Raw genomic sequence first — 19,532 nt, forward strand, 5'->3', positions numbered from 1 at the left:
TCCCCAGGAGACAACGATGGACATCAGCGCCGCGCCCCCCACCGCCACCGACCCCCGCACCTTCAAGAGCTTTGCAGAGTTCTACCCCTTCTACCTGACCGAACACAGCAACCGCACCTGCCGGCGCCTGCACTTTGTGGGGTCCACGCTGTCCCTGCTGTGCCTGGCGATGCTGGTGGCCACGGGCAAGCCACAGTACCTGCTGTACGGCCTGCTGTGCGGCTACGGCTTCGCCTGGGTCGGGCACTTCGGGTTTGAGAAGAACAAGCCGGCCAGCTTCAAGCGGCCGCTGTACAGCTTCATGGGCGACTGGGTGATGTACAAGGATCTCTGGACGGGCAAGGTGCCGTTCTAATTCAAGGCCGAATTGGCCACCAGCGCTTGATTGACAGGCGCTTATAGCTACTAATTTTATAGCAACTGCAAAAATGGACCGCGCAGGCCACCCAGGCCCTTGGAACGTGTTCTTAGCGCGCCGTCCCGTCGTCGCCCAGCACGTCGGCCACGTGCAGTGCCTCCAGCCCCGCCCGCTGCCACAAGGGCCCCAGGCTGTGCGTGCGCTCCAGCAGCAGCTTTTGCACCAGCGGTGCCAACAGCGTGCGTGCAGGGTCGGCCAGCAGCACGTAGCGGGACTCCGGCACGTCCGACGCGCTCGTGGCGGCGTCCGTCACCTCGCCCACCCAGTCCAGGGTTTTGAGCGTGCCCAGCACCGGCTCAAGTTGCAGCACGTCCACCCTCAGCAACTGGGCGATCTGGCTTGGGCGCAGCCCTTTCATGGGCTGGCTGCGTGCGCGGTGCAGCTCCTGCAGCACCTCGACCGCCAGCTGAAAAGTCCACCCCGCCACGGTTCCGCGCCGCGCCACACCGGCCAGCAGGCTCGGCAGGTACGCGGTGACCACCGCCCCCAGCAGCACGATGACCCAGGCCACGTAGATCCACACCAGCAAGATGGGCAGCGTGGCGAAGGTCCCGTACACCACCGAGTAAGTGGGCACGCTGCTGAGGTACAGCGCAAGGACCTTCTTCGCCAGCTCAATACACACCGACACGAACAGCCCGCCGGTCCAGGCGTGCCGCCATTTCACCGGCGTATTGGGCACGTAGTGGTACAGCGACGCCATGCCGCCGGCCAGCACCACAAACTGGATCGAGTCGAAAAGCAGATGCACCCCGTCTGGCAGGCGCCGCACCAGGCCACCCGAGGCCGACATCACGTACGAAGTGACCGCAAGGCTCCCCCCCAACAGCAGGGGCCCGAGCGTGATGGCCGCCCAGTAAATCAGCACCCGCTGCCCCAGCGGCCGCAGGCTTGGCACGCGCCAGATGTCGTTGAGCGTGCGGTCAATGGTGAGGATCAGCGCCAGCGCCGTGGCCAGCAGGATCGAAAAGCCCGCCACCCCCAACCCGCTGGCCTTGGCCGCAAACTGGTTGAGGTAGCCCAGCACCTGGCGCGAGATGCTGTCCGGCACCAGACTGCTCACCAGCCAGCCCTGCAATGCGTCCTGCAGCTTGCCGAATATTGGGAACGCGGTGAACACCGCCAGCGCCACCGTAAAAAACGGCACCAGCCCCAGAACGGTCGTGAAGGTGAGGCTGCTGGCCGTGAGGCCCAGGTGGTCTTCCCGAAACCGCTCGCGCAGCGTTTGTGCCGTGGTCTTCCAAGGGAAGTGCGACAGCTCGGTCATCAGCGCTTCGATGCGCAACGCGGCTTTCTGGAACGCGCTATGCACCTTGAAGCGCCCCCGAAAGTACAAATCCAAGCACGGGCGCCCGCAGCGCTGCGGTGCTGGACCAGGCACCGGCCGTGGCTGCTGCCCGCGCCTTGTCATCCAGGGCCATCGGGCCCACCGCGGGTACGTCAAAGTGCATGGCACGCTCTAGGGAAAAAGGCATGGCCGATATGATGCCACCCCAATGACCGCGTCCCCTTCCGCCCCCTCCGCCCCTCCCCACCACAGTTCCATCCCCCCTGCCCCGCTCGACCACCGCGTCGCCGCCACGCGCTGGGTGGCCACGGGCGGCCTGCTGGGCCTCATCGCCCTGTGCCTGGCGTGGGAGCTGGCGCTGGCGCCGCTGCGCCCCGGCGGGTCCTGGCTGGCGCTCAAGGCGCTGCCGCTGTGCATTCCGCTGGCCGGCATCCTCAAGAACCGCATGTACACCTACCGATGGGTCAGCCTGGTGATCTGGCTCTATTTCATCGAAGGCGTGGTGCGCGGCTGGAGCGACAAGCCCCCGTCGCAATGGCTGGCCTGGACCGAAGTGGCCCTGTGCCTGGTGCTGTTCACCGCGTGCACGCTGCACGTGCGGCTGCGCCAGCGCAACGCCAAGGCGGCTGCAGCAGCGGCAGACGATGCCTCCCCGGCCGGCTGACACCCGCCGCCCCCCCCGCCCACCGAATTCAAGAAGGCACTTGCCATGACCACTTTGCTTGACACCCTGCGCGCCATCGTTGGCGCCGCCCATGTGATCACCGAAGGCGACCTGACCGCCTGGGAGCAGGACTGGCGCCGCCGCGTGCGCGGCAAGGCGCTGGCCGTGGTGCGCCCTGCCAGCACGCTCGAGGTGGCCGCCGTGGTCAAGGCCTGCGTGGCGGCGGGCACCTCCATCGTGCCGCAGGGCGGCAACACCGGCCTGGCCGTAGGCTCGACGCCCGATGGCTCGGGCACGCAGATCGTGCTGAGCCTCACGCGCATGAACGCCGTGCGCAGCGTGGACACCGACAACCTCACCATGACGGTAGAAGCCGGCTGCATCCTGCAGAACCTGCAGGACGTGGCAGAAAACGCGGGCGTGTTGTTCCCCCTGTCGCTGGCGGCCGAGGGCAGCTGCACCATCGGCGGCAACCTGGCCACCAACGCAGGCGGCACGCAGGTCGTGCGCTACGGCAATGCGCGCGACCTGTGCCTGGGTGTCGAAGTGGTAACTGCCCAGGGCGAGGTGTGGGACGGCCTCAAGGGCCTGCGCAAGGACAACACGGGCTACGACCTGCGCGACCTGTTCATCGGCAGCGAAGGCACGCTGGGCATCATCACAGCCGCGACGATGAAGCTTTATCCCCAGGCCGCCGCCAACCTCACCGCCTGGGCCGCGGTGCCGTCGATGGAGCAGGCCGTTACCTTGCTGGGCCTGGCGCACAAGCAGCTCGGCGCGGGCCTCACGGGCTTTGAGGTCATGGGCCAATTTGCGTTGAGCCTGGTGGGCAAACACATGCCACAACTGCGCGTACCGTTTCTGGGCGACGAGAATGCCCATTGGTGCGTGTTGCTCGAGAACTCCGACAGCGAATCCGAAGCACACGCCCGCGCGCGTTTTGAATCGCTGCTGGAAACGGCCTTCGAAGCCGGCTGCGTGACCGACGCCGTGGTGGCCGAGAACCTCACGCAGGCCCACCAGCTGTGGCATATCCGCGAGAGCATTCCGCTGGCGCAGGCCGAAGAAGGCCTGAACATCAAGCACGACATTTCCATCCAGATCTCGCGCATCCCCGCCTTCGTAGCGCACACCGACGCGGTGCTGCAGCGCGAGATCCCGGGCGTGCGCCTGGTCAACTTTGGCCACCTGGGCGACGGCAACCTGCACTACAACGTGCAGGCCCCGGCCGAGGGCGATAGCAAGGCCTTCCTGCGCGAGCATGAGGACCACGTGAACCACTTGGTCTATGAAGCCGTGGCTGAGTTCGGCGGCTCGTTCTCGGCCGAGCACGGCATCGGCGAGCTCAAGGCCGACAAGCTCGCCAAATACCAGTCGCCTGTGGCGCTGACGATGATGCGCGCCATCAAGCAGGCGCTGGACCCGCAGGGCACCATGAACCCTGGGCGGGTGCTGCAGGCGTAGGCCCTACCGCAAGCATAAAAGCCGGCGGGCCAAACTTGCGCATCACGGCGCGTGCAGCGCCGGGGTCCGCCTCTCCTATCGATCCCGCACGGCCACGCCAATCACGCCAATCAAGCCGCTCACGTCCCCACGCGGCAGCGACACCAGCCGGGTCAGCGCGCGCTCATCGCTGACGCCCCGCGCCCACCACTCCAGCTGATTGAGCACCGGCACCAGTTGCTGTGCGGCCGGCGTGAGCCCGTAGGCAACGCCCCGCGGCACGGCCACGATGTCCACCCGGGTGAGCAGGCCCCGCTCCTGCAAACCGGTCAGCCGCTCACTGAGCACCTTGGCGGTGATGCCGGGCAGACGCTCCAAAAGCAGCGCATGGCGCAGCGGCGCGCCCTGCAGGTGCCACAGGATCAGTGCGTTCCACCGGTGCCCCAGGAAACCCAGCCAGTCTTCCACCGGGCACATGCTCGCGTGGCGCGGGGCCGGCGCGTCCAACCCAGCATGCACCGCGTCCACGCTGCCCCCGCGGCCTGCTTGCCGCGATCCGCCTGCACTACTTTCCATTTGGTAACCCCGTCACGTTGCCCGTCCAATCCGCAGCTTAGCCATTCATTCATCTCATACCCATTGCAAGGACACCATGACGCGCGTGATCGATCCCCAAAAAATGAACGAGCAATTTGCCCACAGCTTCAATCTGCGCGAGGTGGACGCCCTGCTCGCGTTGTATGAGCCCGATGCGCTGCTGCAGGCCGACGCCGCAGGCCCCGTGCGCCACGGCCTGCAGGACATCCGCAGCGTGCTGGCGGGTCTGCTGACCGTGCCCGGGCGCATGCGATCCATCAACAACTTCTGCCTGGAGCTGGGCGAGGTCGCGCTGCTGCGCGCGGACTGGGACATCACGCTGGACAACGGTGAAGTGATCGCCTCGGGCAGCTCCGCCGAACTGGTGCGCCGGCAACCCGGCGGCCACTGGCTTTACGCCATCGACCACGCGGTGGGCGCCATTGTTGCGCGCGTGATCTGACTTTGTGGGGCCGGGGCCTGCGTGGCGCGCACTGCGCGCAGGCTGCAAGCGGCAGCTGCACATGGGCGGGACTCTCTAGAACCCCTCGCGTGCGTTGTCGTTGGGCCCTGCACACTGCCGGCGAAAAACGCCCGCAAAATCGCAGCTCCACATCTGCAGGTCACAACCCATGAGTTCTGCCATTTCCGTCCGCCCCGTCCAGCCAGCAGACTACGCCGCGTGGCGCCCGCTCTGGGACGGCTACAACGCGTTCTACGGCCGCTTTGGCGCCACTGCACTGCCCGAACACATCACCGAGGCCACATGGCAGCGCCTTCACGACGCTGCGGAGCCGATGTTCTGCCTTGTGGCGCAGGACAACGCCAGCGGCAAGCTGCTGGGCCTCACGCACTATCTGTACCACCGCAGCACAACCCGCATCGAGCCCGTGTGCTACCTCAGCGACCTGTTCACCACCGAAGCGGCACGGGGCCGGGGCGTGGGGCGTGCGCTCATCGACGCGGTGTACGCCGCGGCGCGCGCGGTCCACTCAATTCGGGTGTACTGGCAGACCTACGAGACCAACGCCACCGCCCGCCTGCTGTACGACAAGATGGCCAAGCACCACGGGTCCATCGTTTACTCGCAAGAACTCTGAGCAACGCGCCGCGCCAGCGGGGTCGTCCAGGCCGTGGCACCAAGCAAATGCGCCGCTGCGCACGCTATAAAAATAGTAGCTATCAACGCTTACTAATCAAGCGCCAGAGCCCGATTTCATTCAAAAACAGCAGTACAAGAGCCACGATGACGCCCGCAGCGCCCCTTCAAAGCAGCTTGCGCATGGGCTGCGCCTGCAGACCCGCCCACGCTTGCGGCGGGCCCGAAGGCTCAAAGCCATTGCGCCGATAGAACGCCTCGGCCGTGCGCGTGCTCTCCAGCTGCAGGGCCGCCACACCCGCCTGCCGCGCATGGGCCTCGGCCTCCCGCAACAAGGCACGGCCGACTCCCTGGTGCAGAGCTTCCGGCACCACGTAGCACAGCGCCAGCGTGGGGCCGGCCAGCAGCGCAAAGCCCACCATGGCCTCCTCGCGATAAGCACCCCAGGCGATCGTGCCCGGCGCGGTCATCCACGCGGCCAGGTTCTCAGGCGTCTTGTTGGCCAGCCATGCGCCAAGGATGGTGGCGTCGTGGTGATGGTCGAGGGCGCAGCAGTGGGTAATGGACTGGCGGACAACGGTGCAGGCGTCGGCTGCCGTGTGAACCTGGGCGGGGCGGATCAACATGATGTGAAAGCGGTGCGTGCGGCGCGCCGCGGAGATGGGGCCTATGTCGGCGAACGAGGGGCGGGACATCGTACCGCCCGGCCCCGGCCCTCACCGCCAGCCGCAAGGGGCCAGAGGGCCCTTCCCCGGCCACCTACTCGGCCAGCGCAGGACGCGCCTGCGCCCACTCGCTTGCTGCATCCCACCCCGGCGGCACGCACCCTTGCTCCATCACGCACAAACTCGCACTGGCCAGTGCGTGGCGCAGTGCCTGCTCGCACGCCTCCGCAGTCAGCGCTTCCACAAATTGAACGAACCCGGCAGCGCCCGCGCCCTGCGCCTGCCGCAGCAGGTGCGCCAGCAGCCCTGCCAGAAAGCTGTCGCCCGCGCCCACGGTGTCGACGACCTCTAGCGGCTGCGCTTCTTTGGCAAAACATTGCGTGCCGTGGCGGTGCAACAGCCATGCGCCCTCCGCCCCCAGTGTCAGGGCCAGCAGATGGGCCTGGGGATTGGCGGCGAGCAGGTTGCGCGCGCGGTCCAGGGCATCGGCGCCGGGCACGGCCAGGTGGTCCAGGTCTTCGTCGCTGGCTTTGATGATGTGCGCGTGGGCCAGCGCGGCATGCACGGTGGCGCGGTAGGCCGCCAGGTCAGGCATGACAGACGGGCGCAGGTTGGCATCGACCACCACGCAGCGGCCTGCAGCGCGCTGGGCTGCAAGCCACGGCAAATAGATGGCGGTGTCGCGGGCATCCAGCGCGAGGGCGCCGGTGCACACCAGTTGCAGCGCAGGCAGGGCCGTGCAGGCGTCGCCCAGGCCTTGGGCGGACACGGCGCGGTCGGCCACGCCTTCGCGGTAGAAGGCGTAGTCGGGGTGGCCCTGCGCATTGAGGTTGACCACGGCGAGCGAGGTGACCTGTTGCACCGGGTCGGGTCGCGCCAGTTGCACGCCGTCGCCCGCCAGCTGCGCTGCCAGCTCGCGGCCAAAACGGTCGCGCGACAAGGGGTTGAGGTACTGCGTGCCCACGCCCTGCCGGGCCAGCGCACGGCTCAGGTTGTACAACGCGCCACCCAGGCACGGCAGGTAGCTGCCGTCGGGGCGGCGGATGAGATCGATGAGGGCCTCGCCTGCGATGGCGGCCTGGATGGAGGCTGTGGCGGTGGGGGCGTGTCCTGCGGAAGTCATGGCGGCTTTGGAGAGGTGCAGGCAGTGCGTCAGAACTGCGATTGAAGTGCCGGATACAGCGCCACAAAGCGGGCGTAGCGCTCGGCCAGCAAGGTTTGTTGTGGGGGCTGTGGGGTGAAGGTAGCGTCGGCAGGCAAGGGCTGGCACCAGTGGGCTTCCTCGCCGCCGCAGGCCATGGCAGCCAAGCGGGCGGCGCCCAGGGCAGCCGCCGCGTGGGCTCCCTGTGGGCGTTGCAGCGGTGTGCCCAGCGCACTGGCCAAGAGCTGCGCCCAGGGGTTGCTGCGGGCTCCGCCACCGACCAAGGCGAGGGCACTGTCAGCAGTGCGCGGTGCTGTCGGGGATATCCCAAGCTCAGCGTCAATAGCGGTTTTGGTGTCCGCGCCATTGCCGGCGGCAGAGCCCTGCACGGCCTGCGCGGCGCGCATGGCGTTGAAGCCATCCAGCAGACCGAAGCCCACCCCTTCCATCACGGCGTAGGCCAGGTCGGTGGCGTCGTGCTCGGCCCGCAAGCCCATGAAGACACCCGTGGCCGCGGCGTTGTTGTGGGGGGTGCGCTCGCCGCTCAGGTAGGGCAAGAACAGCGGCGCATGCGCCTGCCGGCTGGCGGGCATGGCGCCCACGGCGTCTGACAGTTGTGCCTCATCACCCCGCCCCGTGAGCCGCGTGACCCAGCCAAACGCACTGGCTGCGCTGAGCATGACGGACATGTGGTGCCAGCGCTTCGGCAGCGCATGCGCAAAGGCGTGCACGGCGCGTTCGGTGGCAGGTGCAAAGGCATCCGTCACACGAAAGACCACACCCGAGGTCCCCAGCGACACAAAGCCCTGGCCCCTGGTGCGGGCGCCCACGCCCACGGCGCTGGCAGCGTTGTCGCCCGCGCCGGCCGCCACCACCACCCCATCACCCAAGCCCCAGCGGCGCGCCACATCGCTGCGCAAGGTGCCGGTGGCCGCGCTGCCCTCAGCCAGCAGCGGCATGTGAGATGCATCGAGCCCTGAGGCCTGCAGCATCGCCGGGCTCCAGGCGCGGGCCTGCACATCGAGCCACAGCGTGCCGGATGCATCGGACATGTCGCTCACCGCATCGCCGGTGAGCTGCAGCCGCAGCCAGTCCTTGGGCAGCAGCACCGTGCGGATCTGTGCAAACACCTCTGGCTCGTGCGTGCGCAGCCACAGCAGCTTGGGCGCGGTGAAGCCAGGCATGGCGAGGTTGCCGGTGATCTGGCGCGAAGCGGGCACGGCCTGCTCCAGCGCGGCGCATTCGACACTGGCACGGCCGTCATTCCACAGTATGGCGGGGCGCAGCACGTTGGCCTGCGCACCCAGCACCACGGCGCCGTGCATGTGGCCCGAAAGCCCCACGCCCCGCACCTGCGCCCATGCTGCAGGCGCCTGCGCGCGCAGCTGCGCCACGGCGGTCTCCACGGCCGCCAGCCAGTCCGCTGGGTGCTGCTCGCTCCAGGTGGGCTGGGGGCGGTATTGGGCCACGGCAGCGTCGGCAGTGGCGATCACGGTCTGCGTTTCGTCGAGCAGCAGGAGCTTGACACCCGAGGTGCCTAAATCGATTCCGAGGTACATGGGGGGGTTGGCTTGGTCTTTGGGCTGTAGCAGGGGTGAAGGCAGTGAATGTGGGTGATGCGACCTGGCTTTAACAGGCTCAGCCCGAACGGTGGCGGTTGGATCGGTGTGGGGGCTATGGCCTTGAGCCACGAGAGCGTGCGACCGCTCGCCCTACCACGGCAGGCGACCGACGACCGGCGTCACACCTTGCCGAACCGCCCCACACCCTGCTTGCGGTACTCACTTGGCGTCATGCCCTTGATGTCCATGAACCGGCGGTTGAAGTTGGCCATGTTGTTGAAGCCCACGTCGTAGGCGATGTGGGTGATGTAGCGCTCGGTCTCCATGAGCAGCTGGCACGCGCGGTTCACGCGCACCAGGTTTACAAAGTCGGTGAAGGTGTTGCCGGTGGCGCGGCGAAAGAAGCGCGAGAAGCGGCTCTCGGTCATGCCCAGCTCCTGCGCCAGGTCGGCGGCCGACAGCGGCTCGGCCAGGTGGTCGGTGATGCGGCTCACGATGGCGTTGATCTGGTCGAGCTGGGTGTCGTTGTCCTCGCTTTGCAGCTGCGTGCTCGACAGCAGGCGGAAGTCGGTGCAGCGGGCCAGGTCGCTCAGAAATTCGCAGAACGCACCAAACCGCGCAAGGCCCTGGCGGGCCTTGATGCGGTGCCAGTGTTCTTGCGCCTGCGCATCCATGCCAAAGAACTCGATACCGTGGCGCGCGCGCTCGAGCAGGGGCAGCACCTCGCGCAGCTCGGGGATGCTCTCACTGCTCGCCACCAGCGGCGCGTGCGAGAACTGGATCACCAGGTCGCGCAGCGGCACGCCGCCTTCGGGCAGGTCCATGCTGATCCAGTTGTGAGGCAGGCGCGGGCCGGTCAGCACCAGGTGGCCCGGCTGAAACTGCCCGATCCAGTCGCCCACAAAGACTTTGCCCGAGGTGGCAGTGATCAGGTGCAGCTCGTACTCGTCGTGGTAGTGCCAGCGCGCCAGCGGCGTGGGAAACCCGTGCGCCAGGCAGCGGATAAAACCCGCTGTCTCGGGCGACTCGTAGCCCAACTCGGGCGATCGCACATAGTCGTGCTCCAGCTCGGGCTTGGTCTGGCGTGGCGAGACGGGCGTCTTCACGGTCATGGCGTCGTTCCGGTGGGCGGGGCGTTCAACTTACACCAAAGCCCGGGCCTCGGCACGCTCCGCTGCAAAGGCCTGCACGCGGGCGAACGCGCTGCGCAACGTATCAAGCAGCCGCGGGTGCGATGCCATCTCGCCCCACAGCGTCGTGTCCGCCGCAAAGGCGGCGACCGGGTCGGCGGCGTCGCAGATGGCGTGCGCCACGGCCGGGTCCATGGCCTGGTCCTGGTAGGTGTAGGGGATCTGCCCCGCATGCCAGCGCTGCAGGTAGGCCAGGAACAGCGCGGGCAGCATGGCCACGCCGTCGAACGGCGCATTGCGCGCCAGCTTGTCGCGGATGGTGGGCGCGATCATGCCGGGGATCTTGGAGAACGCGTCCATCGCCACGCGCTGGTTGGTGTCGGCAATGGCGGGGTTGCCGAAGCGGTCCAGCACCACGTCGCGGTAGGCCTCCAGGTCGATGGGGCACGGCAGCAACACGGGGATCGCGTCGTCGGTGACGTAGTCGTAGGCCATCTGGCGGATGGCGGCGTCGTGCGTGCCTTCGTGGATGTACTGGTAGCCCGCCAGCGTGCCGGCCCAGGCAATGCAGCTGTGGGTGGCGTTCAGCAGGCGGATCTTGGCCTCTTCATGCGCCTGCACCGACTGCACCATCTCCACGCCCACGGTCTCCCAGTCGGGCCGGCCGGCGATGAAGTCGTCTTCGATGACCCACTGGATGAAGCTCTCGCCCATCAAGGCCGCCTTGTCGTCCCAGCCGGTGGCCGCGCGCACGCGCTCGGCCACGTCGGGCGTGGGGCGTGGGGTGATGCGGTCCACCATGGCATTGGGGCTGCTGGTGTGCTGCACCACCCAGGCCTTGAGCTCTGCGTCGCCCAGTGCATCGATGAACTGCAGCAGGCCACTGCGTGAACGGTCGCCGTTGTGGCGCAGGTTGTCGCAGTTCATCAGCGTGACGAGGCCGGCGCCCGAGCGCATGCGCGCGCGCAGGATGCTGACGAGGCCACCGTAGATGGTGTGGCCTGCCTGGCCGGCTTTCACGGCCGCCAGGTCGGCACGCAGGTCGGCAAACGTGGGCCAGTCGAGTTGGTTCTGGGCATCCAGGTAGTAGCCCGCCTCGGTCACCGTGAAGCTGATGATGCGCGTGGCGGGGTCGGCGCCAGCAGCGATCAGCGGGGCCAGGTCGTCCTGGTAGGAAATCACGCGCTGTATGGATTCGATGACGGTGTAGCTGCGCTCACCCTGGGGCGTGACGGTCTCGAGCGTGTAGCGGCCGCTCTGCGCCTGCAGGGCCGCGATGGTGTCGGCCATGTCGGGGCGCAGGTTGCCGCCTGCGATGGCCCAGCCCGTGTCACCTTGCTGGCGCAGCTGGTGAACGTAGACGGCCTGATGGGCACGGTGGAAGGAGCCCAGGCCCAGATGCAGGATGAAATTCATGGTGCGTGAAGACGGGTATTCAGAGATCAAAATTCGTGGGCATCATCACCACGTCGCGGATGGTCATGCCGCGCGGGCGGTTGAGCATGAAGAGCACCACGTCGGCCACTTCGGAGGCCTCGATGAGGCTGCCGCTGGCCTTGGCCTCGGCGAGCTTTTCCGCCGGCCAGTCGGCTAGCAGCGCGGTGATGACCGGCCCGGGCGAGATGGAGCCCACGCGGATGCCGTGCTTGAAGACCTGGCGGCGCACGGTCTGCACGAAGCAGTTGACGGCCCACTTGGACGACGCGTAGACGGGCTCCCACGGCGTGGGGAAATGCGCGGCCAGCGAGCTGGTGACGATGATGTCGCCCCGCCCCCGCTCGATCATGTGGGGCAGCACGTTGTGCACGTTCTTCATCACCACGTTGACGTTCAGGTTCAGCATGCGGTCGATGGCATCGGGGTCGGCATCCACCAGGTCGCCACCCACATAGAGCCCGGCGTTGGCGTGGAAGATGTCCAGTTGCCCCGCGAGCGCCAGCGTGCGCTGCAGCAGGCTGGCGCACTGCTGGGCATCGAGCAGGTCCAGCACCAGCGGCAAGGCGCTGGGGCCGATGGCGGCGCACGCCTTGGCCAGCGCGGCCTCGTCGCGGTCGATCAGCACCACACGCGCGCCGGCATCGGCCATGGCTTTGGCGCTGGCGAACCCGATGCCCGACGCAGCGCCAGTGACGGCCGCCACCTGCCCTTGCAAGGTCTGCGTGGCACTCATGCTGCGTGGCCCGCCACGACGCGGCCGGCAGTGTCGAACCAGTGCGCGTGCGATGCATCGATGTCCAGGCTGACCGCATCGCCTGCGCGCAGGCCCGTGCGGTCGTTCTGGCGCGAGACGAACTGCGCGCCGCCGGGCGTGCTGACGTAGATCAGCGTCTCGGCGCCCAGCGCTTCGATCAGGTCCACCTGGCCTGTGACCGCGGTAGCGCCGGTGTTCCGCACAGCGATGTTCTCGGGGCGCAGGCCGATGGCGCCCACGGCGGCGCCATCGGGGGACGTTGGCGCCTGCTGCTGCACGGGCTGCGGCAGCTTGTCCACGGGCACCACGTTCATCTGCGGCGTGCCGATGAACTGGGCCACGAACTGGTTGGCGGGCTTGTCGTACAGCTCCAGCGGCGTGCCCACCTGCTCGATCACGCCGTCGCGCAGCACCACCACGCGGTCGGCCAGCGTCATGGCTTCGACCTGGTCGTGCGTCACGTAGATGGTGGTGGCACCCAGGTCGCGGTGCAGCTTGGCGATCTCCACGCGCGTCTGGCCGCGCAGCGCCGCGTCGAGGTTGGACAGCGGCTCGTCGAACAAAAACACCTTGGGCGCGCGCACGATGGCGCGGCCGATGGCCACGCGCTGGCGCTGGCCGCCCGACAGCTCCTTGGGCGTGCGCTGCAGGTAGCTCGTGAGGTTGAGGATGCGCGCGGCGTTCTGCACCTTTTCGTCGATCACCTGCTTGTCGACCTTGGCGAGCTTGAGTGCGAAGCTCATGTTCTCGTACACGCTCATGTGCGGGTACAGCGCGTAGCTCTGGAACACCATGGCCAGGTCGCGCTTGCTCGACGGCTGGTCGGTGATGTCGCGGCCGTCGAGCATGAGCGAGCCGCCGTCGATGGCTTCGAGCCCCGCGATCAGCCGCAGCAGCGTGGATTTGCCGCAGCCCGACGGGCCGACGAAGACGATGAACTCGCCCTGCTGGATGGTGAGGTCGATGCCTTTGATGGCGCGGTGCTCGCCGAAGAATTTTTCGATGCCGCGCAGTTGAAGGTAGGCCATGGAATCGGGTTCCTGAAATCTTGAAAAACTGTGGGAAAGACAGGCTGCGGATTTACTTGACCGCGCCGAAGGTCAGGCCCTGAACGAGCTGCTTCTGGCTGAACCAGCCGAACACCACGATGGGCGCAATGGCCATCAGCGACGCGGCGGACAGCTTGGCCCAGAACAGGCCTTCGGGGCTGGAATAGGACGCGATCAGCGTGGCCAGCGTGCCGGCCTTGGCGGCGCTGAGGTTCAGGCTCCAGAAGGCCTCGTTCCACGACAGCACCAGGCACAAGAGGCCGGTGGATGCGAGGCCCCCCATGCCCAGCGGCAGCAGCACCAGGCGCACCTCTTGCCACAGCGTGGCGCCGTCCATGCGCGCAGCCTCCAGGATCTCGTGCGGGATGTCCTTGAAGTGCGAGTACAGCATCCAGACCATGATGGGCAGGTTGGACAGCGCGAACACGATGATCAGCGCGAGCTGCGTGTCCAGCAGGTGGCTCTTTTGCGCCAGCACGTAGATGGGCACCAGCGCGCCCACGGCGGGCATCATCTTGGTCGACAGCATCCACATGAGGATGTCCTTGGTGTACTTGCCCTTGAAGAAGGCCATGGCATACGCCGCGGGCGCGGCCAGCATCAGCCCCACCAGGGTGGACAGCACGCTGGTGATGACCGAGTTCTTGGCGTACAGCAGGTAGTCGCTGCGCTCTTGCACTTCATGGAAGTTCTCGAGCGTGGGCGTGAAGACGAACAGCGGCGGCACCGCGATGGCCTGCAGCTCGGTCTTGAAGGCGGTAAGGAACAGCCACCCCAGCGGAAAGAACAGCAGCAGCGCCACGCCCCAGGCGGCAGCGGTGCGCAGGGCCAGCAGGCCCAGTGGAAAGTTGGAACGGCGTCGTGTGGTGGTTGCAGTCATGTGCGTTGCCTCTGGTCTTATTTGTCGAGGTTCTTGCCGACCATGCGTATCAAAAATACGGCTGCGATGTTGGCAAGCACCACCGCGAACAGCGCCCCCGCCGAGGCCACGCCCGCGTCGAAGTTGAGCAGCGCCTGCTTGAAGATCAGGAAGGTGACGTTGGTGCTCGCATCGCCCGGCCCGCCGGCGGTGGTGGTGTAGATCTCGGCAAAGATGCTGAGCAAAAAGATGAGTTCGATCATGACCACCACAGCCACCGAGCGGCCCAGGTGCGGCACGTACAGGTAGCGCAGCTGCTGCAGGTAGTTGGCGCCATCCATGCGCGAGGCTTCCAGCTGCTCGTGGTTCATGCTCTGCAGCGCGGTCATGAAGATCAGCGTGGCAAACGGCAGCCATTGCCACGACACCATGACGATGACCGAGAACAGCGGGTGGTCGGTGAGCCAGTCCACCGGCGCCGCGCCGAAGAAGATCCACACCTGCGCGAGCACGCCGTAGATGGGGTTCATCATCATGTTCTTCCACATCAGCGCATTGACCGTGGGCATGACGAAGAACGGCGAGATCAGCAGCACCCGCACGATGCCCCGGCCCGGAAACGGATCGTTGATGAGCAGCGCGATCGCCACGCCGAAGAACACCGTGATGAGGATCACGCTGCCCAGCAGCAAGATGGTGTTGACCACTGCCGCCCCGAACGATGGGTCGGTGACGAAGTACTCAAAATTCTCCAGCCCCGCAAAGCCCGTCTGGTCGGGCTGCATGAGGTTGTAGCGGATGAGCGAGAAGTAGATCGTCATCACCAGCGGCACGATCATCCACAGGAAGAGCGTGGCCATGGCTGGCGTGAGCAGCAGGCGGGGGAGCAGGCGGCGGTTCATGGGAAGTCCGTCAAAGCAGCAAAAAATGGCAAGCGGTGGGCGTAGGCGATGGTTTGCAAGTCTCACCACTCCACAGACCGTTGCAGAGTAGATTCGCGAACTCCACAACCTGTAGGTCGGGAAAGCACAACCTCCACAAACCGTTCGGGCTGTGCCTGTCGAAGCCGGGACGTCTTGTGCGAACAGCCCTTCGACAGGCCCAAGGCGAACGGAGGAAAAAGGCGCGGTGGCTCAACGTGCAGAGCGCGAACAGCCACCGCCTTGAATACTGAGCTACCCAGGTTGGGCCGAGCCGCGCCGCGACCCGACCTGACCCCTTACTTGTAGTAGCCGCCCTTTTTCATCTCACGGTCAGCCGACACCTGGCTGGCCTTCAGCGCCGCATCCACCGTCGTCTTGCCCGCCAGCGCCGCGCTCATCTGCTGGCCCACGGCGATGCCGATGGCCTGGAACTCCGGAATCGCCGCGAACTGCACGCCCACGTACGGGCTCTTGGGCAGGGTCGAATCGGTCGGGTTGGCCGAGTCGATGGCGACCTTCTCGGCGGCGGCAAAGCGGGCGGCCTTCTGGAACTCCGGCGATGCGTAGGTGCTCTTGCGCGTGCCGGTGGGCACGTTGGCCCAGCCGTTGGTCTTGGCGACCAACTGGATGTAGTCCTTGCTGGTGGACCAGGTGATGAACTTCTGCGCGGCGTCGACCTTTTTCGAACCGGCGGGGATGGCCAGGTTCCACGACCACAGCCAGTTGGCGCCCTTGGGCGTGTTCATGGTGGGGGCCTGGGCAAAGGCCATCTGGTCGGCCACCTTGGACTGCTTGGGGTCGCTCACGAACGATGCCGCGATGGTCGCGTCCACCCACATGCCGCACTTGCCGGAGTTGGTCAGCGCCAGGATCTCGTTGAAGCTGTTGGCCGACGAGCCGGGTGGGCCGTAGTTCTTGAGCAGGTCCACGTAGAAGGTGATTGCGTCCTTCCAGGGCTTGGATTCGAGCTGCGGCTTCCACTGCATGTCGAACCACTGGCCGCCGAAGGTGTTGACCAGCGTGGTCAAAAACGCCATGTTGTCGCCCCAGCCCGGCTTGCCGCGCAGGCAGATGCCGTACACGCCGTTCTTGGGGTCGTGCATCTTGGCCGCCAGGTCCTTGATCTGCGGCCAGGTGGGACGCTCGGGCACCTGCACGCCGGCCTTGTCGGCCAGGTCCTTACGGTACATGAGCATCGAGCTTTCGCCGTAGAACGGCGCAGCGAACAGCTTGCCGTCGATGGACAGGCCGCCCCGCACGGCGGGCAGCAGGTCGTCCACGTCGTAGGCGGCGTCGGTTTTGAGCTCCTGCAGCCAGCCCTTCTTGCCCCAAATGGGCGCCTCGTACATGCCGATGGTCATCACGTCGAACTGGCCGCCCTTGGTGGCGATGTCGGTGGTGACGCGCTGGCGCAGCACGCCTTCTTCGAGCGTGACCCACTTGAGCTTGATGTCGGGGTTGGCCTGCTCGAAGTTCTTGCTGAGCTTTTGCATCTCGATCATGTGGCCGTTGTTCACGGTGGCGATCACAAGCTCGGTCTGTGCGCTGGCGGCGCCGCACAGCGACGTCAAAGCCAGCGCAACGGCGACGGCCAGGCGCTTGGGCATGGTGACAGGGGTGGAATGTGGCATCGGAAAAGTCTCCTCGGTCGTTGGTATGGGAATCTGCCTTTCAACACCGGCGCAAGGCATGCAGGCATTGACGAACTGAACGATACCGATGCTGCGATGCTCGATTGGTACTCCAGAAACCTCAACAAATACTAATTTGCACCAGATACTCAGGATTTATACCTAGATGTGTCAACAGGGTATCTAACCGCGTGCAAAAAGGCGGCTATCCCGTTGCAGCGTTGGCGTAGCGAATGCCCCGGATTACTATCAAATCAATAGCTGCTAGCGCTTACCTATCAAGCGGTAGAGGTCAATTTAATCCACATTTCCATGCACCAAGACCCACTGGGTGCAGCCAGTACCCCCTCCTCCCTCCATTTGCCCGCCCGCCCGCGGCAGCACTGCTCCCGTCAGAAATCCAACGTGGCAGAGAGAGTCACTGTGCGAGGACTTCCCACATACAGCCAGTTGCCGGAGCCGCTGGACCAGTAGTTGCGGTTGAACAGGTTGTCCACACCCGCGCGCAGCACCAGCGGCCGGCCCCACGCCTGGGTCTTGTAGCGGGCACCGATGTCCCAGCGCGTCCAGCCCGGAATGCGCCGCAGGTTGGCGGCGTCCACATGCTGCCCGCTGCTGGCGATCATGCGCGCCGACAGCGTCAGTCCTGGAACGGCAGCCACGTCGTGGTCGCTGCCCAGGTTGAGCTGCCAGCGCGACACATTGGGCGCGGCGTTGCCGTTGTAGGTGCCGCCTTCGGTTCGGGTCAGCCGGGCATCGTTGAAGGTCACGCCGCCTAGCAGGCGCGTGCCCCGGGCCACCTCGCCAAAGACATTGAGCTCGACCCCGCGGTTGCGCTGCTCTGCACCGACCTGGTAGGTGAACGTGCCATCGCCGTTGGACGCCACCAGCCCGCTCGGCTTTTGGATGTGGAACAGGCTCGCTGTGGTGCTGAAGCGGCCCCAGTCGGCCTTCACGCCCACCTCCCGCTGCTTCGTCCGGACCGGCGGAAACACCTGCCCGGCGTTGGTGGTGCCCAGCGGTGCTGAATCGCCCTGGACCAGCCCTTCGATGTAATTGCCGTAGAGCGACACGTGCGGCTGTAGCTTGAACACCGCCGCCAGCGCCGGCGTCACCGCGTGCTCGTCGTACGCGGCGCTGCCGGCCCCGGTGGCGGTGTCGTATTTGACGACCTTCACGCGCTGGTAGCGGGCACCCAGGGTGACGGACAGGCGGTCTTGCCACAGCGAGACGGTGTCGGACAGCGCCACCGACGGCAACTGCAAGGAATCGGTCTGGGGCGGCCGCGATGAGAAACCGTCGATGGACGGACGCGCGGTGGCCGCGGGCGCATACATGTTCGTGGCGAAGCTGTCGAAGCCGTAGTACTGCGCCGTGAAGCCGCTGTCCTTCTTCAGGTACGACGCATGCAGGTGGATGCGGTGCGTAAGCTCGCCGGCACGCACCGTGCCCTGCAGGCCGCCTTGCAGGGTGCGGTAGTTCGTCCAGTTGGGCCAGAAGTACGTGGTGGCCTGCGCATCGCCCTGCACGCTGGTCACGAACACGTCGGTGGCGAGGTAGCGGGACCGCGTGTGGCTGCCACCCGCGGCTGCAGAGAGCGTCCAGTCCGGGGTGAGGTCGTACTCTGCCTTGGCCAGGAGGTAGTTGCTGCGCGACCTGGCGAACTCCCAGTCCTGCGCGATGCGATGGCTGGCCCGGGGCGGCCTGGGGATGGCAATGCCGTCGTCGATGCCGAAGCCCGCGGCGCCTTGTGGCGCTTCGTTGTTCATCGTCTGGTGGCCGGCATCTACCGAGGCCCGCAGCTGGCTGCCCCGGTAGTCCACGGCCAGCGCCGCAGCCCCCAGCTCGACGGACTGGCCCTGGGTGGCGGTCTTTCCGTCGCGGTAGACGCCGTTGAAGCGCACACCCCACTGGTGGTCGTCGCCGAACCGGCGGCCCACGTCCAGGTGGCCGCCCAGGTTGCCCTTGGACAGGTAAGTGGTAGTCAGGCGGGTCAGCGGCACATCGCCCGCCCGCTTGGGCACCAGGTTGATGGCGCCGCCCACCGCGCCGCCCGCCCCAGGCGCCATGCCGTTGAGCAGCGCGTTGGGGCCCTTGAGCACCTCGACGCGCTCAGCCGCTTCGACCGCCACGGCACGGTTGGTGGCGATGCCGCCGATGCCGTCGAAAAGCACGGAGTCCTGCACCGAGAAGCCGCGGATCAGAAAGATGTCGCCCCCCGCAGCAGCGTTGGTCAGGCTGTAGGACACCGTGCGCACGGACGGGTCGTTGGCCAGCACATCGGCTACGGTGATCGCCTGCTGGTCCTGCATGAGTTCGGCCGTGTAGCTGGTGATGTGAAACGGCGTGTCCATCAGGCTCTGGTGACCCAGCAGGCCGACCCGGCTGCCCGTGGCAACCTGGCCGCCGGCATAGGCGGGCGGCAAATCGCCGGGCGCTGCCTCGGCGCTGGCCGTCACGGTGACGGCGCCCAGGGTGGCGGCATCGCTGAGCCGGGGTGCCTGCGCTGCAGGGCGCGATGCCTCGCGCAGCGTGAAGACGCCGCCCGTGGTCTGCCGCAGCTCCAGCCCCGAACCCGCCAGCGCGCGGCGCAGTGCCTCGGGTGCATCGAAGCGGCCCCGCACGGGCGCCGCGTTGCGGCCTTCCACCAACTGCGCATCGGCGGTGAGCGCCAAGCCTGCATCGCGCGCGATGCGGTTGAGGGCAGCCCCCAGTGGCCCGGCGGGCAGGTCGTAGTCGCGCACTGCCGCAGCGCTGGCCGTGGGCGCAGGGGCCTCTGCCGTGGCTGGCTGTGCGGCCACGGCAGAGGCCGCCAGCGCGAGCAGCAGCGCCGCAGCGCAGGGGTTCAGCGGAAAGGGGAGAACGGCAGAGGGCATGGGTCAGGCTCCGAAAC

18 protein-coding genes are annotated in these 19,532 nt (G+C 66.8%); 5 read left to right on the top strand and 13 right to left on the bottom strand.

What is annotated here, in order from left to right; translation table 11 throughout:
* Nucleotides 1-16: 16 nt before the first annotated feature.
* A complete protein-coding gene (locus tag ACSQ3Q_RS15780) occupies nt 17-355 on the top strand; it encodes an Mpo1-like protein (protein ID WP_436135297.1) in 339 nt (112 codons plus the stop codon).
* 112 nt (nt 356-467) lie between these two features.
* Here ACSQ3Q_RS15780 and ACSQ3Q_RS15785 read toward each other — a convergent pair whose 3' ends face one another.
* Nucleotides 468-1,685 carry a YihY family inner membrane protein gene (locus ACSQ3Q_RS15785; protein WP_436137012.1) on the bottom strand — a complete coding sequence of 406 codons (1,218 nt, stop codon included), beginning with the start codon at nt 1,683-1,685 and terminating at the stop codon, nt 468-470.
* 229 nt (nt 1,686-1,914) lie between these two features.
* Here ACSQ3Q_RS15785 and ACSQ3Q_RS15790 point away from each other — a divergent pair, with 229 nt between their 5' ends.
* Together ACSQ3Q_RS15790 and ACSQ3Q_RS15795 are read left to right on the top strand one after the other, a co-directional pair.
* The gene (locus ACSQ3Q_RS15790; RefSeq protein WP_436135298.1) at nt 1,915-2,370 is read left to right on the top strand and encodes a DUF2069 domain-containing protein; all 456 of its coding nucleotides are present in this window, start codon (nt 1,915-1,917) and stop codon (nt 2,368-2,370) included.
* A 45-nt stretch (nt 2,371-2,415) separates the two neighbouring features.
* Nucleotides 2,416-3,834 (top strand): FAD-binding oxidoreductase, encoded by a 1,419-nt coding sequence (locus ACSQ3Q_RS15795; protein WP_436135299.1) that lies wholly within the window; start codon nt 2,416-2,418, stop codon nt 3,832-3,834.
* Nucleotides 3,835-3,909: 75 nt separating this feature from the next.
* Here ACSQ3Q_RS15795 and ACSQ3Q_RS15800 read toward each other — a convergent pair whose 3' ends face one another.
* On the bottom strand, nt 3,910-4,389 hold the full coding sequence (locus tag ACSQ3Q_RS15800) for a winged helix-turn-helix transcriptional regulator (protein WP_436135300.1): 480 nt from the start codon (nt 4,387-4,389) through the stop codon (nt 3,910-3,912).
* 76 nt (nt 4,390-4,465) lie between these two features.
* Here ACSQ3Q_RS15800 and ACSQ3Q_RS15805 point away from each other — a divergent pair, with 76 nt between their 5' ends.
* Together ACSQ3Q_RS15805 and ACSQ3Q_RS15810 are read left to right on the top strand one after the other, a co-directional pair.
* Nucleotides 4,466-4,852 carry a YybH family protein gene (locus ACSQ3Q_RS15805; protein WP_436135301.1) on the top strand — a complete coding sequence of 129 codons (387 nt, stop codon included), beginning with the start codon at nt 4,466-4,468 and terminating at the stop codon, nt 4,850-4,852.
* A gap of 169 nt (nt 4,853-5,021) precedes the next feature.
* On the top strand, nt 5,022-5,489 hold the full coding sequence (locus ACSQ3Q_RS15810) for an N-acetyltransferase family protein (RefSeq protein WP_436135302.1): 468 nt from the start codon (nt 5,022-5,024) through the stop codon (nt 5,487-5,489).
* A gap of 166 nt (nt 5,490-5,655) precedes the next feature.
* Here the strand turns inward: ACSQ3Q_RS15810 and ACSQ3Q_RS15815 are convergent, their stop codons facing one another.
* The 11 genes from ACSQ3Q_RS15815 to ACSQ3Q_RS15865 all read right to left on the bottom strand — a co-directional run bounded on the left by ACSQ3Q_RS15815 (nt 5,656) and on the right by ACSQ3Q_RS15865 (nt 19,515).
* A complete protein-coding gene (locus ACSQ3Q_RS15815; RefSeq protein WP_436135303.1) occupies nt 5,656-6,114 on the bottom strand; it encodes a GNAT family N-acetyltransferase in 459 nt (152 codons plus the stop codon).
* Between the two features lie 133 nt (nt 6,115-6,247).
* On the bottom strand, nt 6,248-7,276 hold the full coding sequence (locus ACSQ3Q_RS15820) for a PfkB family carbohydrate kinase (protein WP_436135304.1): 1,029 nt from the start codon (nt 7,274-7,276) through the stop codon (nt 6,248-6,250).
* A gap of 29 nt (nt 7,277-7,305) precedes the next feature.
* Nucleotides 7,306-8,853, bottom strand: a complete 1,548-nt coding sequence (xylB, locus tag ACSQ3Q_RS15825; protein ID WP_436135305.1) for a xylulokinase — start codon at nt 8,851-8,853, stop codon at nt 7,306-7,308.
* A gap of 182 nt (nt 8,854-9,035) precedes the next feature.
* Complete coding sequence (locus ACSQ3Q_RS15830; RefSeq protein ID WP_436135306.1) at nt 9,036-9,968, bottom strand: AraC family transcriptional regulator; 933 nt, start codon at nt 9,966-9,968, stop codon at nt 9,036-9,038.
* 30 nt (nt 9,969-9,998) lie between these two features.
* Nucleotides 9,999-11,402, bottom strand: coding sequence for a D-arabinitol 4-dehydrogenase (gene dalD / locus ACSQ3Q_RS15835; protein ID WP_436135307.1), 1,404 nt, complete (start codon nt 11,400-11,402; stop codon nt 9,999-10,001).
* A gap of 19 nt (nt 11,403-11,421) precedes the next feature.
* Nucleotides 11,422-12,156, bottom strand: coding sequence for an SDR family oxidoreductase (locus ACSQ3Q_RS15840; protein ID WP_436135308.1), 735 nt, complete (start codon nt 12,154-12,156; stop codon nt 11,422-11,424).
* The gene (locus ACSQ3Q_RS15845) at nt 12,153-13,205 is read right to left on the bottom strand and encodes an ABC transporter ATP-binding protein (RefSeq protein ID WP_436135309.1); all 1,053 of its coding nucleotides are present in this window, start codon (nt 13,203-13,205) and stop codon (nt 12,153-12,155) included. Before ACSQ3Q_RS15845 ends, ACSQ3Q_RS15840 begins: the two co-directional genes overlap by 4 nt.
* Nucleotides 13,206-13,257: 52 nt before the next feature.
* Nucleotides 13,258-14,106, bottom strand: coding sequence for a carbohydrate ABC transporter permease (locus ACSQ3Q_RS15850; RefSeq protein WP_056163515.1), 849 nt, complete (start codon nt 14,104-14,106; stop codon nt 13,258-13,260).
* 17 nt (nt 14,107-14,123) lie between these two features.
* Nucleotides 14,124-14,987 (bottom strand): carbohydrate ABC transporter permease, encoded by an 864-nt coding sequence (locus tag ACSQ3Q_RS15855; protein ID WP_436135310.1) that lies wholly within the window; start codon nt 14,985-14,987, stop codon nt 14,124-14,126.
* A 317-nt stretch (nt 14,988-15,304) separates the two neighbouring features.
* On the bottom strand, nt 15,305-16,639 hold the full coding sequence (locus ACSQ3Q_RS15860; RefSeq protein WP_436135311.1) for an ABC transporter substrate-binding protein: 1,335 nt from the start codon (nt 16,637-16,639) through the stop codon (nt 15,305-15,307).
* A gap of 392 nt (nt 16,640-17,031) precedes the next feature.
* A complete protein-coding gene (locus ACSQ3Q_RS15865) occupies nt 17,032-19,515 on the bottom strand; it encodes a TonB-dependent siderophore receptor (RefSeq protein WP_436135312.1) in 2,484 nt (827 codons plus the stop codon).
* Between the last annotated feature and the right edge of the window lie 17 nt (nt 19,516-19,532).

Source organism: Acidovorax sp. LjRoot129 (assembly GCF_964253765.1).
Taxonomy (GTDB): domain Bacteria; phylum Pseudomonadota; class Gammaproteobacteria; order Burkholderiales; family Burkholderiaceae_C; genus Acidovorax.

What these genes read in the sequence shown, in the direction of transcription:
- xylB (WP_436135305.1), bottom strand. Translation starts at nt 8,853, where the DNA reads ATGTACCTCGGAATCGATTTAGGCACCTCGGGTGTCAAGCTCCTGCTG.
- ACSQ3Q_RS15810 (WP_436135302.1), top strand. Translation starts at nt 5,022, where the DNA reads ATGAGTTCTGCCATTTCCGTCCGCCCCGTCCAGCCAGCAGACTACGCC.
- ACSQ3Q_RS15850 (WP_056163515.1), bottom strand. Translation starts at nt 14,106, where the DNA reads ATGACTGCAACCACCACACGACGCCGTTCCAACTTTCCACTGGGCCTG.
- ACSQ3Q_RS15805 (WP_436135301.1), top strand. Translation starts at nt 4,466, where the DNA reads ATGACGCGCGTGATCGATCCCCAAAAAATGAACGAGCAATTTGCCCAC.
- ACSQ3Q_RS15860 (WP_436135311.1), bottom strand. Translation starts at nt 16,639, where the DNA reads ATGCCACATTCCACCCCTGTCACCATGCCCAAGCGCCTGGCCGTCGCC.
- ACSQ3Q_RS15800 (WP_436135300.1), bottom strand. Translation starts at nt 4,389, where the DNA reads ATGGAAAGTAGTGCAGGCGGATCGCGGCAAGCAGGCCGCGGGGGCAGC.
- dalD (WP_436135307.1), bottom strand. Translation starts at nt 11,402, where the DNA reads ATGAATTTCATCCTGCATCTGGGCCTGGGCTCCTTCCACCGTGCCCAT.
- ACSQ3Q_RS15795 (WP_436135299.1), top strand. Translation starts at nt 2,416, where the DNA reads ATGACCACTTTGCTTGACACCCTGCGCGCCATCGTTGGCGCCGCCCAT.
- ACSQ3Q_RS15820 (WP_436135304.1), bottom strand. Translation starts at nt 7,276, where the DNA reads ATGACTTCCGCAGGACACGCCCCCACCGCCACAGCCTCCATCCAGGCC.
- ACSQ3Q_RS15845 (WP_436135309.1), bottom strand. Translation starts at nt 13,205, where the DNA reads ATGGCCTACCTTCAACTGCGCGGCATCGAAAAATTCTTCGGCGAGCAC.
- ACSQ3Q_RS15855 (WP_436135310.1), bottom strand. Translation starts at nt 14,987, where the DNA reads ATGAACCGCCGCCTGCTCCCCCGCCTGCTGCTCACGCCAGCCATGGCC.
- ACSQ3Q_RS15780 (WP_436135297.1), top strand. Translation starts at nt 17, where the DNA reads ATGGACATCAGCGCCGCGCCCCCCACCGCCACCGACCCCCGCACCTTC.
- ACSQ3Q_RS15840 (WP_436135308.1), bottom strand. Translation starts at nt 12,156, where the DNA reads ATGAGTGCCACGCAGACCTTGCAAGGGCAGGTGGCGGCCGTCACTGGC.
- ACSQ3Q_RS15790 (WP_436135298.1), top strand. Translation starts at nt 1,915, where the DNA reads ATGACCGCGTCCCCTTCCGCCCCCTCCGCCCCTCCCCACCACAGTTCC.
- ACSQ3Q_RS15785 (WP_436137012.1), bottom strand. Translation starts at nt 1,685, where the DNA reads ATGACCGAGCTGTCGCACTTCCCTTGGAAGACCACGGCACAAACGCTG.
- ACSQ3Q_RS15815 (WP_436135303.1), bottom strand. Translation starts at nt 6,114, where the DNA reads ATGTTGATCCGCCCCGCCCAGGTTCACACGGCAGCCGACGCCTGCACC.
- ACSQ3Q_RS15865 (WP_436135312.1), bottom strand. Translation starts at nt 19,515, where the DNA reads ATGCCCTCTGCCGTTCTCCCCTTTCCGCTGAACCCCTGCGCTGCGGCG.
- ACSQ3Q_RS15830 (WP_436135306.1), bottom strand. Translation starts at nt 9,968, where the DNA reads ATGACCGTGAAGACGCCCGTCTCGCCACGCCAGACCAAGCCCGAGCTG.